Here is a 12,307-nt window from a genome sequence, read left to right on the forward strand (position 1 = left end):
CCTTAGAGGAGTGAGATGAGCCACTTGATGGGGATTGCGATGACCGCGACGACTACGTCGAGGACGTTTCCGAGGTACGGGGTGCGGTGGGCAAGCCACGCGAGTGCGAAGTGGACGAGGAGTCGAGAGGGGTTCTCGAACACCCAGGTCAGGTAGCGGAGGATCACGCCGTACGGCCAGAGCACCCCGTAGAGGGCGACGCTGACGACCCGCCCGAATCCGGTGACCGGGTTCTGCTCCCCCCAGCGGGCCTTGTTGAGGAGCTGGAGCATCGACGGCTGCGGCTTCCGGATGAAGTCCGGAGGCGTCACGTGCGCCTTGAACCAGGACACGACACGACGCGGGAGAGGCTGATCATCCGCCTCTCCATCGGTCCGATCGCTTACCCTTCGCGCGCGGGCGCGCGTTCCCCGCGTTGGCGAGGCATCGGAGACAGACCCACCATCGGACTGTCCGATCGGACGACCGATCCCGACGGTGCTGCCCGGGACCACAGACAGAACAGGCTGGTCGCTGTCCTGGTCGTCGAGTTCGACGGCCTGTGCCGTGCTCATCGGCTGCTCCTTCTCGTCTGGATGACTGCCTTGCTCAGCTGCTCCCCGACCTGCAGGAGGACGCGTTCGGCTTCGGCGGCCGCGGCGGTGGCCTCGGCTCGGTTGTGTCGGGTTGCCTTGACGATGAGTCCGCGTACGAAGTCCGCGGCGACGGTGACGCGTTCGACCGGTTCTCCGGCGCGGGCGGTGACGAGATCGACGTCGACCGCGGCGCGGCGGCGGTTGGCGCGCCGAACCCAGGTCTCCGGGGGTAGAACCCCGTCCTCATCAGCGCGTTTGCGACGGCGGCCAGCCATGGTCTACTCCGCCGCCTGGAACTTGCGGATGGGCGTCCGGGAGCCGCGGGGGCAGACGTCCATGGTGTGGTTTGCGATCTCTTTGACCGCTTTGTCATGGGTGTACCGGTCGTGTTCCTTGATCATGTCGATCAGGAACGCGCGGAGGGCGACGTCGTTGGTCGGGTCGACGGTCACTCGGACCGGACCGTGCTCGAAGCCTCGCTTGTCGCGGTACCACAGCGTGAGGTCTTGGACCTTGCCCATGCCTTGGGGGTCTCCCATCCCGTCGGATTCCGGGTGGGCGAGCTCGGCAGATGGAGGGCCATCGGGGCTGCTCCGATTTCGGTGGTTCTGCCGGGCTCGCTCGATACCCGGGTGTTGCAGTCAAGGAGAGGTTACGACGGATCCGGCGCGGATGCAACATGCAACATGCTGCTAGCTGTCAGACGATGGCAAAGAAGAAGCCCCACCGCGCGTCGTTGAGCAGTGGGGCTACTTCCTGATACCCGGCCCCGGACGGGGAAGTCGGGCCGGCGTCTACGGAGTCAGATCGGGTTCCACGACCCCATCTGCCTCAACTCCTTGCCCTGGATCTTGACCGGGATCGCGGCGTCCTTGATCCGGGAGAACACCGCCGAGCCGTACCGCTTGGAGAGGAACGCGCCCAGGTCGCCAGTCCCCTCCTGCGCGCGCGTCGGGTCGTTCTCGTCGTAGTTGAGCGTGATGACCGTGCGCCGGCCGCGCGCCTTGTTCGACGCGCGCGCGTCGAGGATCTCGAACAGGACCGCGCGCACCCACTCCGATTCGCGCTCCTTGCCCAGGTCGTCCAGAAGCAGCAGGTCGCACGTCTTCGCCTCGTGGAGTGCGCGGTCGCGCGCCGCCGAGCGCACCTCGTCGTACCGTACGTGCGCGTCCGGCGGTGCGAGCATGCGCAGCAGGTCGACGACCGACCAGACGCGCACGACCACCGGGGGCGTCCCGATGCGCGCGTCCCGGTCCGCGGCCGCGACCTCGTTCGTGATCGCGTGACCTGCGTCGGTCTTCCCGTGACCAGACGGGCCAGCGAGCAGTAGGGTCGCGTACTTTTGCTCATCGGCGCCGTCCTCATCGGCGTCGCCGAGCTCGCCGCGCTCCCACCAGTGCGCGACGATTTCCGGACGCTGCTGCTTGTAGAGGCGCGCGTACGACGAATCCGCGAAGTCGGTTCGCTGCGCGTCCCGCATGCGCGTGTACTGCTCCCAGCGCTTCGCGCGGGCCTCCGCGTCACGGCTCGCCATTGCGCGCGCGTCGAGCGCGTCGATCTCCGCATCGACCGCGTCCGGGTTGTCGAGTGCGCGCTTGATCGCTGCGCGCGCTTCCGGCGTGAGCTGCTGCGCGCGCGTCAGGAAGTCGCGCACATCCAGCATGCGCGGCTCGCGCGCCGGCAGCGGGTCGGCGATCGGCGGGAGTGGCCGTTCGTCGGTGCGAGCATCGGGCGCGCGCTGCTCGGTGGTCTCGGTCTCGGTTGCTGTCACTGTGGTGTCCTCGCGTTCGCTCTTGTCGCGAGCCTCGGGGGCGGGGTCGCCCCCGAGGTCAGGGTTGGGCTGGGCCGGGCCCATCGGGTCACGCCCACTTGATCTTCGTGTCGACCGCCTCGGGCGAATCGACATGCAGGTTCGACGTCCCGCGGCTGCCGCTGCCATAGCGGGGCTGCAGCTTTCCGTCCATCTCCTGGCAGACACGCTCGAAGTGCTTCCACGCCGGCAGCGGCTCCTGGATCCGCTCCAACGCGGCCGCGATCAGCTTCGCGTCGTACCCGGCCCGGAATGCGGGCTTGAGCACGTTGTCCCGGAGAGCGACGAACGGCCTCGACGAGCCACGGACCATGATCTTGATGCCGCGCTTCTTGCACTCGTTGTGCCACCAGGTCGCCCCTTCGGTGGCGCGCTTCTTGACCCACTCCTCAGAGCCGGGCTCCGGCTCAGCCTTGGGCTGGTCCGGGACCGCCTTGAGCCCCGGTCCGAAGAGAGCATCCGACTCGTCCGACTCGTCGCCGGCCGACTCCGAACGAAGTGAGGAGTCGGAACCTTTGGATCTATCTAGGTCTGGGTCTCCTTGGTGTGGATATAGGGTCTCGGAATCCTGAGACGGCCCCTCTCGATTTTCTGAGACCCCCCCGTCCTGGTTTTCCTGAGAGGGCCCCCTGTCAGTTTTCTGATACCCCCCCGTGTCAGGATCCTGAGAGGACCCCCCCTCTCGATTTTCTGAGACGGGTCGCCACGAGGCGGTCCGGACGAGCCTCGGAGTCTTCTTCGGCTCGCCTGCCGGCTCGTCCGTCTTCTGCCCCTCATTCCGCTTCCGCGCGGCCGCCATCTGCTGCTCGAACTTCGTCACGGCGAGCTTGTGCTTCAGGAGTCGCGGGTCGTCCGCCTCCCGGATCGGATGCCATAGGAGCTGGTACGAGTTGGAGGTCTGGCCTTTGCCGCCGTCTCTCCACCGAGGAGTGATCAGCAGCCAGCCGGCTTTGACGAGTCCGTTGAGCCGGGCGTCGACGGTGCCGGGGCCCTTCCCAATCGCCTTGGCCAGGGTCTTCCTCCCTGGCATGGCCCGGTCTTGGCGGCCGCCGAAGTGCGAAATCACGATGTACATGCGGAGCTCGCCGTCGCTGACCGTGGTGTCGAGGTAGAGGCTCTGCGGGATCTGCTCGAAGCCCTCCGGCTTCTCGATGAAAACCTCGTCCTGTTCCTCGAAGGTGCTCATACCGCCACCTCCCATGCGAGGGCGTAGCGGTAGCGGATGCTCGGCTGGCCGTTCTGGTTGCGGACGACCACGTTCCGCTTCCGGAGGAGACCGACCCTGGCTAGCTCACCGACCAGGCGGCGGACCTTGTTGGCCGTCGACCCCACCTCCGTGCCGATCTCGGCAAGGGAGTACCAGCCGTCCGGGGGCATCCGGAGGACCATCGCGGCGTACACGCGGTAGGCCGCAGCGGGGATGTCGTGGCTCAGCGCAGCGTCGAGCGCGCGAGTTGCGTTGAACATCGGTGATTCGGGGAGCGGCAGCGTGTCCGACGCGGTGCGACGGTTCGCTGCCCCCGCCAATGCGGGTACAGTCATCGGTGTCGTCCTCGGGATGGTGAGAAGTCGAGAGGGCGGTTGGCGGCGGTTGAGTCTGTTGAGCGTTCCCAGCGCTCGCAGCGCTCCCGCCGCCGCTTCATTTTGGAGTTGTCTCCGGGAACCGTAGACCCGGTCCGGGCAGGATCCGGCCATGACACGCCGGGCCCGCCGCATGCAGGATGAGTACCGCATCACGCCGCGGCCTCCCGCTCCGAAGCGTCCCGGGTGTCATCGGCGGTCAGATCCACCGGAGCCGGCTGCTCCGTCCGAGCGGCGAGCAACTCCCGGATCCGGTCCTTCGCACCGTCCGCGTACCTCAGCGACGGGGTCTTCGGGTCGCCGCCCTTCTTCACCTCGACACCGGGGATGATCTCCCCGTCCTTGTCGATGGCCATGCCCGACTTCGTGTCCAACGTCGCGCTGGAGATCAGCGCCTTCTCGAACCCTGGCCGGACGATCGTCTTGTACTCGACGCCCGCGTCCTCGTACTTGCGTTCCACCCACGCCTTGAACGCGTCCTCGTCGACGACTCGGGCGGAGTCGTGGGTCTCGTTCACGGTGAGCGTGCCGAGGGAGCCGAGGTCGTCGTCGGTGGCGGCGAACGACTTGCTGCCGAACTGCTTGTACGCCGCCACGGCGGCGCGGTTCACCTGGTCGCGGAGGGCTGCGAACTTCTTCTGCTCGCCCTCGAGCCGGATCTGCTCGATCGCGACGTAGGCCAGCTGTACGCGGATTTCGTTGAGGTCGAGTGCGTTGGGGTCGCTCATGTGCGTTGTGGTCCTTCCTGGCCCCGGATCGCTCGTCCCGGGGGTACTTGTGGTTGCGCGGGGCCCGAGGGCGCACCGTTGCAAGCTGCCAGTCCTAACGTCGTGGGCTGGCCTGCTGGTTACGGTCGCTTCCGGTGTCGCTGCGGGTTCGCTCTACTCCCGCACGTCATAAGATATGTATACCGGCTGGTTTCCGCAAGTTGAACCGCGGAATGGTGGCGCGCCAACATATCCCGCGCCGCCGACATGGCGCCCTTACACTGCAGGCAAACCCCACCCACCGGAGCACCGTGAAGAAGGCAGACCCTGCCGCCCGCGCCGGCCTCGCATTCATCACCGGCCTACGTGAGGTCGCCGACCACGCCCACGGCCTGGTCGTCGACGTCGCGTCCCCTCGGCTGCCCGGCGAGTTGATCCGGAAGGTGCGCCGCGAGCTGCGGATGCCGACGCTCACCGCTCTCGACCGGGCGGTGCTGGTCGAGCTCGCCGAGGGCGCCACCTGGGAGCAGGTTGCCGACGCCCTGGCGCTCACCGTCGAGGAGACCCGTGCCCGGTACGAGAAGACGGCCCGCATGTGGTCCGAGGGTCAGCCGGTCGACCGGATGAACGTCGCGTTGTTTGGTGATCACGCTGTGGGGCTTCTGCACGACCAGGACCCGCGAGGGACCGCCGAGTCGCTGGATGCGTGGTGGCGGCGTCACGCCGAGCCGTGGGACGACGTCGACGACCGGCCGGTCACCCGACTGCTCGACGACACGGGGTCGTAGCCGGCGTGTCCTGCAGCAGTGGGGCGCGTGGCCGCATAGAGTCGCCACATCAGGTTGGTTGCCTGAACTTTCGTCCGAGGGGTCGGACCCGCACAAGCGGGTTCGGCCCCTTCGACATGTCTGACGTCAGCCGACGCGCCGCACCGGCCGGACCGGCTCGTCATCCCAGATCGGCAGGCAGCGGGCGCGGAAGATCGCGGTCGAGTCGAGCACCGACCGAAGTTGACGGTCGGGCAGCGTCACCAGGTCAGACACTTCGATACGGGGGCTGTCCTCGGGGTGGACCAGGCCGGCGGCGTACGCCAGCATCACCCGGTCGTGGGGAGTGAGGTGCGGCAGCTCGAGAAGTTCCCGCCAGCGGATCCGCTCCCCGACGTCCACGAACATCCAGACCTCGGCGTCGCGGCTGAACTGCTCACACAACAGCACCAGCGCGGCGCGCCAGCCCCGGTCGGACATGACGTCGCGCGGCATCTGAATGAGCGTGCGCATACCGCAATCGTAAGCGGCCGCGCGCACACAGTGCGTCACCTTTGCGCGCAGAGAGGGGCGGCCCCGTCTGGGACCGCCCCTCTCCTGCCTGTCGTGCGCGCCGACTATCCGGCGTTCGCGGCCTGCGCCTGCGGCTCGTGCGCGCCTTCCTCCTCCGCGTCGCGCAGCATCGCCGCGACGTTGATCGGCGCCTTGGTGCCCTCTCCGGCGTACCGGTCAGCGACCGTCGCGCGCCCCGCGTCGCGCAGCGCGTCGATCACCAGCGCGCGCTTCTCCCGGATGTACGTCTTGAGCGCCTCAAGCGGGATGTCCCTCGGCGACTCCTTCCGCTCCTGCGCGAGCAGCTCCATCAGCCACGTGTCGCGCGTCTCCTTGAACACCTCGGCCTGGAAGTCCAGCTCCGCGACGAGCAGGGCCAGCTGCTTCTCCTTCGGGCTGTTCGCGGCGTACCGCTCCTGCCGCGCATCCTCGGCGACCTTCGCCGGGTGCGGGTCCGTCGGCGGCTTCGCGACTTCCGGCCACTCAGCCGGCTCACTCTCCGCCGGCGTAGGTTCCTCCGGCTGCGCGTCTGCCGGCTTCGTAGCTTCGGCCTCCAACGCGGCGACAATGGCCAAGAGCTTGTCGACCGCCTCGGACGCGGTCATCTGTGCCCCCTGCGGCGACGTGTAGGGCGTCAGGTCCAGGATGCTGCGCCCGTACCGGTTGGCGACCTCCTTGAGCTTCTGCCGCTTCTCGTCCGGTGCGCCGTTCCACCCGTACGCGGCGTTGATCTCTTGCCCCACGATCGCGGCGTCGGGCAGGTGGCGATTGGCGGGGGCAGCGGGGCGCGGCTCGGCGTTCTCGAAGCTCTCGCGGGCCTCTTCCGCCTCGGCCGCCCGGCGCATCTCCTCGTCGTACTCATCGAGGTAGGCGGCAGCGTTCGGTCGGACGATCGCCCGCGGCTGCGTCTGGCCCTCACCGACCACGTTGAGGAGTCGCATCAGGCCATCGAGGGTGAAGTCGGGGATGTGCTTGTGCTCGCCCGGCTTCATGTCCGGGATCGGCGGAACCGACCTCGCCCCGGTGATGTACGCCATCCGGAACTCCGGCATCTCAACGATGACGTCGCCCTCATACGGGAGGTTCTTCTCGGCCTTGACCTTCCACTGCGTGTCCTTGGTCGGGTTCCCGCCGTCGTCGACGACCATGACCTTCTCGAACCTGGTCGTGGCGACCACCGGACCGTCGTGGCGCTTGAACAGGTCGATGACGTCCTTCCAGCGCTTCTTGGCCGCGTTCCACTGCTCGCTGGTGATCGTGTAGGCCTTGTCGGGGTCGAACTGGCCCCGGCCCTTCGAGGCGCGGAACTTGGCGCGCCGGTTCGACAGTGCCTGCTGCTCGTCGGTCAGCAGGTCCCACAGGATGGTCGCGGAGTCGAAGATGATCAGGTTCGGCTTCCCCGTCTCGCGGGGCTGGGCAACGGCCCAGCGAAGCCCGTCGAGCAAGTCGCGGTAGGACCCGTTGTGTTCGACGATCTCGAAGTCGGCCTCGGGCAACGCCCCGTAGCGGTCTGCCTCGCCGTCCTCGCCGAGCTCGAACCAGAACTTGCGGCCGAGGTACGAGGCGCCGGTGAACTCTGCGAGAAGCCAGGTCTTTCCGGACTTCTCCTTGCCGGCGAGGATCACGAACGGCCATGGCGGCTTGCCGGTGGGCTTGCGGGTGGTGCGCTGCGCGGGGATGGGGTTAGGCATGGGGCCCTTCCTGTCTGCGGTGGTCCGGTCGCTCTGCCGGACTGCATCTTGCCTGCCGCTCTACCTAGCGGCGCGTCGACAGCAAGTATACATATTTAGGGCCCGTGGTGCGACTCGAATCGCGCAGGTTCAACTACTCCGACCAGACCGCTTCATGTCCTTCAAAGCACGCTCAAACTGACTCCAAGTCGGCGGGTTGACCCTGCGACTCTCCATGTCTTCGATCACCGCTGCAACCGTCCCCCGGTCCCAGCTGGACCTCAGCGCTTTGGACCGGTGCCGCTGCAGCTTCTTACGCAGATCGTCTAGTGCCTGCTCCTCGCGCAGCAGCTTCAAGAACTCGACTGGATACTCCGCTGCAAGCCTTCGCATGGCGCGGCCGCGTGGGTTCGGCGCCATGGGCATCTGGCCAGTCTTGGCTCTGAGGCCATTGACTCTTAGCAGCGTCAGGCGCTCCTCGCGCCTAATCGCGTTGCGAAGCAGCTCCATGCCTCGCTTGCGGTCGCTGCCCTCAGCCTCGTGTTCGAGGCTTGTCCTCACGTTGTCGCGCAGGTAGAGGATCGCCCAATGGGTGCGCTGCACGATGGCGTCAGAGCGGAGCGCCGCTGCCTCATCGTCGTCAGGGCGGCGAAGGAAGTCGCGCACTGCCCTAATGAAGTCGTCATCAGGCAAGTCTTTGAGTTGCGTGATCCGCGCTTGGACCGCTGGAGTGTTCTCGCGGTCCACCACCTCGGCCCGCTTGGGCCGGCTGGCTCTTGAGTTGATGCGGGGCTCCACGGCAGTCGCTCCTCTGCCCTCTGAATCAAGTAGCGGGCAGTGTGTGCGCGCTACGTGCTGCTCTCAATGGAGTCTAGAAGGGTAGTGGTATCCAATACGGGATCAAGACTTGGCCGCTTGACTGAGGCTGCGTGGCCGTGGCTCCGCGGGCCAGATCATCGCGGGAGCGAATCCGCTACCCAGCCCCGGCGCACCCGATGAAGTTCGGACCGGCTGACTCGGCTTACCAGGTGCCGCACCCACCACAATGAGGTGCATATCAACCGCCCTGGCCTACCTGCTGGCGGTCACCACGGCCACTACAGCAGCACAGATGATACGTGCTAGCACCTAACTACGTGCACTGCATGCGCGTGTCAAGGCTGGTTAAGATCATCACGTTCGGCCACGTTAGGCCTCGTCTCAGCCGCTTTGGCCCGGTGCCGACCAGACCCTGCGACGCGGCTCGATGCAGACTCGAGCCTTGCAGGCACGCCGGTCGGCTTCCAAATCAGCCCATAGCTAGCTTGCGAAGCAACCAGCACTGCGGCGATTGTCGCAAGCATTGTCCCACCGCGAGTGAAGTCTCCTCCGGCGAGCGTGGTCAGCAGCCCGACGACAAGGGCCGCAGCGACCGACACGACCCGCCGCGCAGTTGGCGACCAACTCGGCCGCTGCACAAGTGACGTGACCAGAGGCAGCGCCACGCCGAGGATCAAACCCCAAGAGGCGGTGTCGTTGAGGATGACGGACACAGGCTGAGCCCCTTCACGGTTGGGTGGGTGAATCGCCGTGAAGGGTGGCCGATCAGCAGGGCTTGCGTCGCGCCGTCGATCCACTCGAACGGCCGAACGATGGCTCGAACGGTCGAACGGTCGAACGCTAGGAACCTCGCCGCGAGGTCCCCGGGATCCCGTGCTTAGTCGACCTGTGCCGGCCCATGCCCTGCGGGTTCTTGATCACCTGACGGCAGACGCTCCCGTCGGCTTCCTTGATCCCGCACTGCTGCGGCCAGGTGTCCCGCAGTGGGGGAGGATCCGCGGCGGACTGCTCCACCGGGGTGGTGGGCCCTATCCCATGATGGTCGCGCTCGTGCTTGCGCCTAGACGACAGGTGGGCGAACGGGCCGTAACCGCAGCCGCTCACCCGGCAGGGGTGGCCATTCGACTGGCCGCCTCGCTTCCGCGATGTAGTAGGGGCTCCGGTCTGGTCGGGCCGGTGGAACTCCTGCCACAGGTCGACCGGCCGCTTCAAGCTGACGCCGCGTTCAGTGGGGCAGAGGTCGACGATAGATCCCGGCGGAACCAGATCGACCCACTTGCCGTCTTGAAGCACCGCCAGACTCATCCGGTAGCTGTCGCCGTCATGCTGCTCGCCCTCGGCCAGGTGAGGGTCGCAGTCGGTCTGCATCCTCTCAGCCATCGTTGGCCGCCTTCTTGGCCCGAGCCTGTTGCGGCTTTGGCTTGCTGCTGCTCGAGCTGGACCTGCGCCGGCGCCTTGCCTTACTGATCGGTGTCGGGGCAGCATCTGGCCCGGCCTCATAGGGCAGCGCTTCGACAGTCTCCAGCAGGGCCGCCTCAGCGAGCTCAGCGCGAGTGTGCTCGTCGACGCGGCCGCCAATGCCACTGAACCCATACGTCTTGTCGCCGCCGTACTTGTGCTGCCGCTCGGCGCCGAAGTAGGTGGTCCGCTCCCTGCCGCAGTCACACTGCAGACGCATGACGGTCCGGCCGGTGAGACGGTCTACCCATGTCGTCTTGGGCTTGAACGGGTGGCGGCCATTCATCACAAGCAGGCAGAACTTCTGCGCAGGCGTCATCTCCTGCGCCCGAGCGACCGCATCAGCAGGGTCTGCGTACTTGGTTCTAGGTCCGCGTCGCCTCGCTGCCATTCCTAACCGCCTCCGTCAGTCCGAGTGGATCATGTTTCCTTTGGTTCGGACTAACGCCGGCAGCGGCGTTTTGGCTACACGTCGCTTTCAGACTCTTCAGGCGCCGCCTCTTGCCCGGCGCCGACCTCCGCTGCGTCAGCCGCGTCCAGGGCGTCGAGTAGTTGCTCAATGGCGCGGCACTGTACGTGCACGAGCAGGCCATGCCGCCCGGACTCTGCCGCCCTCAGCGCGTTAGGCAGGTCGCCCATCTTCTCTGCGACGTCGCGGTGCAGTCTTGTGCCCGACCCGACTGGCTTGAGTGCGGTGGCGTTCGCGCGGAGCGACTTGATGTGATCTTGCGCCATGGCCAGGACGGCGTCGACGTCGTCCGGGACGTGGAGGAACGCCGCGTTGTAGTAGTGCGCTAGCGCGAGCTTCCGGTCACGGTGCGCCTTCTGGTCGGCTGCGAGCCTGCGGTCGAGCCGCCGCTTGAGGTCTGGGCGGAGGCGTATCGGCGCGTTCTCCCACTCCTGCGGGGAGTCCGACGCAGAGTCGCTGGAGTCGAGGACAGCTTGGAGGGCGGCCTTCGGGGTGAGTTTCTTGCCGGCCCGCGGCCGCCGCTTCGCTGGCTCCGATCTCGCCGGCTTCACCTCGGGCTCGGGCTCGGCGGGGCGGTCTGGGACGGCCTGCAGTGTGGCGGCCGGCTCGACTCGCGGCTCAGGCTCAGCCGGTGCTTCCTTAACGACCTCAGTGGACGGCTCCGGCGCCTCTACAGCGGCGGGCTCGTCCTCCGTGATCGGCGCGGGAACCACAGCCGCAGCCCTCGGCGCCCCCGACAGGCCCATCCGCAGCATCGACGATGGGCTCGCCTTCCGCTTCGGTGTCATGCCGGCACCTCCGCCTCATCCTGGGCGAGGAGCTCGTCCAAAGCCGCGCGGTATTCGCCGATGTTCGGCGGGACAGTCCCGAACGCCTGGCTGTACCGCTCCCTCAGCGGGATCTCGGCCTCCATGATCGGGAAGCCTTCGGACTCGAGCAGCTGCCGCGCATCCGCCGAAGAACGGGTCCCGGCCCGGACCTTGGTCAGCAGGATCCGTGCCGACAGCGGCGTCTGCTTCATCAGTTCGATGTTCGCGGCAAGCTGGAACGTCGCAGGCAGCCGCCGGATCTCGGCGAGCGTCGTGCCTGACGGGATGACGAGCTCGTCGGTGACCAGCAGCGCTTGGGCGAGGAGCGTGTCGGACTCCCCTCCGGTGTCGATGATGATGCTGTCGAAGTCGCCCGCGATCGCGCTGACCTTCTTCGCGAGGTCGGAGACCGGCCACGGCACTACGACGATCGCGTCGGGCCATGAGTCACCGGCAGACGTCGACCAGTCCAGAACGGTCGCGGCTTGCGGGTCGGCGTCGACCAGGAGCACCCGCTCTCCCCGGGCGGCCAGCCCGATCGCTATGTGTACGGCGGACGTGGACTTGGAGATCCCGCCCTTCAACCCTCCGAATGTGATGCGCACCCCTACTCCCCTCGAACGCGTTCCCCAGACGTTGTGCCGGCGACTGTCCCACGGTTTGTGCGTCAGTTCGAGCCGACACGGCGAATAACGTACACGCGCTCCGCCGATCGAGGGAGCGCATGGTGTAGGGGCCGGCCGTGCCTGCCGCCGGCTGGGTGGGTGAGGGAGTGGTCCGGGGTCCGGTTGTTTGTTCGACCGGGCGAGCGTTCGAGTGTGCGACCGTTCGATCGTTCGAGCGTTCGGACCGGCGAGCCGCCGGGTGGAGGTTCGACCGGGCACACGGGCGGGTGAGGCACCGGCTGTGGCCGCTGGTGTGCGGACGGCTGGCCGACCGGTCGCGCGAGTGGTCGGGTGTGAAGGTGAACCGATGAGCCATGCAGGGTCCGGGCCGCCGACTCATCGGTTCACCGCATGTGGGCGCCGCCGGCTGTCAGACCGTTCGACCGGCTGGACGGCCGATTGGGCGCTGTGGTGTCCGTCCGTGC

The 12,307-nt window shown here is 67.3% G+C and carries 15 protein-coding genes; 1 reads left to right on the plus strand and 14 read right to left on the minus strand.

Annotated features, from left to right (window positions below; all coding sequences use genetic code 11):
- Positions 1-2 precede the first annotated feature (2 nt).
- From ABN028_RS19910 to ABN028_RS19940, 7 genes are all read right to left on the minus strand, one after another.
- The gene (locus ABN028_RS19910) at positions 3-332 is read right to left on the minus strand and encodes a hypothetical protein (RefSeq protein WP_349697654.1); all 330 of its coding nucleotides are present in this window, start codon (positions 330-332) and stop codon (positions 3-5) included.
- Between the two features lie 218 nt (positions 333-550).
- Positions 551-850 (minus strand): hypothetical protein, encoded by a 300-nt coding sequence (locus ABN028_RS19915; protein WP_349697655.1) that lies wholly within the window; start codon positions 848-850, stop codon positions 551-553.
- A 3-nt stretch (positions 851-853) separates the two neighbouring features.
- Positions 854-1,096 carry a hypothetical protein gene (locus tag ABN028_RS19920; RefSeq protein ID WP_349697656.1) on the minus strand — a complete coding sequence of 81 codons (243 nt, stop codon included), beginning with the start codon at positions 1,094-1,096 and terminating at the stop codon, positions 854-856.
- Positions 1,097-1,377: 281 nt separating this feature from the next.
- Complete coding sequence (locus ABN028_RS19925; RefSeq protein ID WP_349697657.1) at positions 1,378-2,346, minus strand: P-loop NTPase family protein; 969 nt, start codon at positions 2,344-2,346, stop codon at positions 1,378-1,380.
- Positions 2,347-2,434: 88 nt separating this feature from the next.
- On the minus strand, positions 2,435-3,571 hold the full coding sequence (locus ABN028_RS19930; protein ID WP_349697658.1) for a hypothetical protein: 1,137 nt from the start codon (positions 3,569-3,571) through the stop codon (positions 2,435-2,437).
- On the minus strand, positions 3,568-3,927 hold the full coding sequence (locus tag ABN028_RS19935; RefSeq protein WP_349697659.1) for a hypothetical protein: 360 nt from the start codon (positions 3,925-3,927) through the stop codon (positions 3,568-3,570). The genes ABN028_RS19930 and ABN028_RS19935 overlap by 4 nt, the downstream gene beginning before the upstream one ends.
- A gap of 191 nt (positions 3,928-4,118) precedes the next feature.
- The gene (locus ABN028_RS19940) at positions 4,119-4,694 is read right to left on the minus strand and encodes a hypothetical protein (protein WP_349697660.1); all 576 of its coding nucleotides are present in this window, start codon (positions 4,692-4,694) and stop codon (positions 4,119-4,121) included.
- Between the two features lie 290 nt (positions 4,695-4,984).
- Between ABN028_RS19940 and ABN028_RS19945 the strand changes: the two genes are divergently transcribed.
- The gene (locus ABN028_RS19945; RefSeq protein ID WP_349697661.1) at positions 4,985-5,461 is read left to right on the plus strand and encodes a hypothetical protein; all 477 of its coding nucleotides are present in this window, start codon (positions 4,985-4,987) and stop codon (positions 5,459-5,461) included.
- A 126-nt stretch (positions 5,462-5,587) separates the two neighbouring features.
- On the opposite strand, the gene ABN028_RS19950 is transcribed toward ABN028_RS19945, so the two are convergent.
- The 7 genes from ABN028_RS19950 to ABN028_RS19980 all read right to left on the minus strand — a co-directional run bounded on the left by ABN028_RS19950 (position 5,588) and on the right by ABN028_RS19980 (position 11,822).
- On the minus strand, positions 5,588-5,953 hold the full coding sequence (locus ABN028_RS19950; protein WP_349697662.1) for a hypothetical protein: 366 nt from the start codon (positions 5,951-5,953) through the stop codon (positions 5,588-5,590).
- Between the two features lie 104 nt (positions 5,954-6,057).
- Complete coding sequence (locus tag ABN028_RS19955; RefSeq protein WP_349697663.1) at positions 6,058-7,683, minus strand: DEAD/DEAH box helicase family protein; 1,626 nt, start codon at positions 7,681-7,683, stop codon at positions 6,058-6,060.
- A gap of 129 nt (positions 7,684-7,812) precedes the next feature.
- A complete protein-coding gene (locus ABN028_RS19960) occupies positions 7,813-8,460 on the minus strand; it encodes a hypothetical protein (protein WP_349697664.1) in 648 nt (215 codons plus the stop codon).
- Between the two features lie 861 nt (positions 8,461-9,321).
- The gene (locus ABN028_RS19965; RefSeq protein ID WP_349697665.1) at positions 9,322-9,861 is read right to left on the minus strand and encodes a hypothetical protein; all 540 of its coding nucleotides are present in this window, start codon (positions 9,859-9,861) and stop codon (positions 9,322-9,324) included.
- On the minus strand, positions 9,854-10,258 hold the full coding sequence (locus ABN028_RS19970; RefSeq protein ID WP_349697666.1) for a hypothetical protein: 405 nt from the start codon (positions 10,256-10,258) through the stop codon (positions 9,854-9,856). Before ABN028_RS19970 ends, ABN028_RS19965 begins: the two co-directional genes overlap by 8 nt.
- A gap of 146 nt (positions 10,259-10,404) precedes the next feature.
- Positions 10,405-11,196, minus strand: coding sequence for a hypothetical protein (locus tag ABN028_RS19975; RefSeq protein ID WP_349697667.1), 792 nt, complete (start codon positions 11,194-11,196; stop codon positions 10,405-10,407).
- Positions 11,193-11,822 (minus strand): AAA family ATPase, encoded by a 630-nt coding sequence (locus ABN028_RS19980; protein WP_349697668.1) that lies wholly within the window; start codon positions 11,820-11,822, stop codon positions 11,193-11,195. Before ABN028_RS19980 ends, ABN028_RS19975 begins: the two co-directional genes overlap by 4 nt.
- Positions 11,823-12,307: the final 485 nt, after the last annotated feature.

Origin of the sequence: Actinopolymorpha sp. B17G11, assembly GCF_040196095.1 — a bacterium.
Lineage (GTDB): Bacteria > Actinomycetota > Actinomycetes > Propionibacteriales > Actinopolymorphaceae > Thermasporomyces.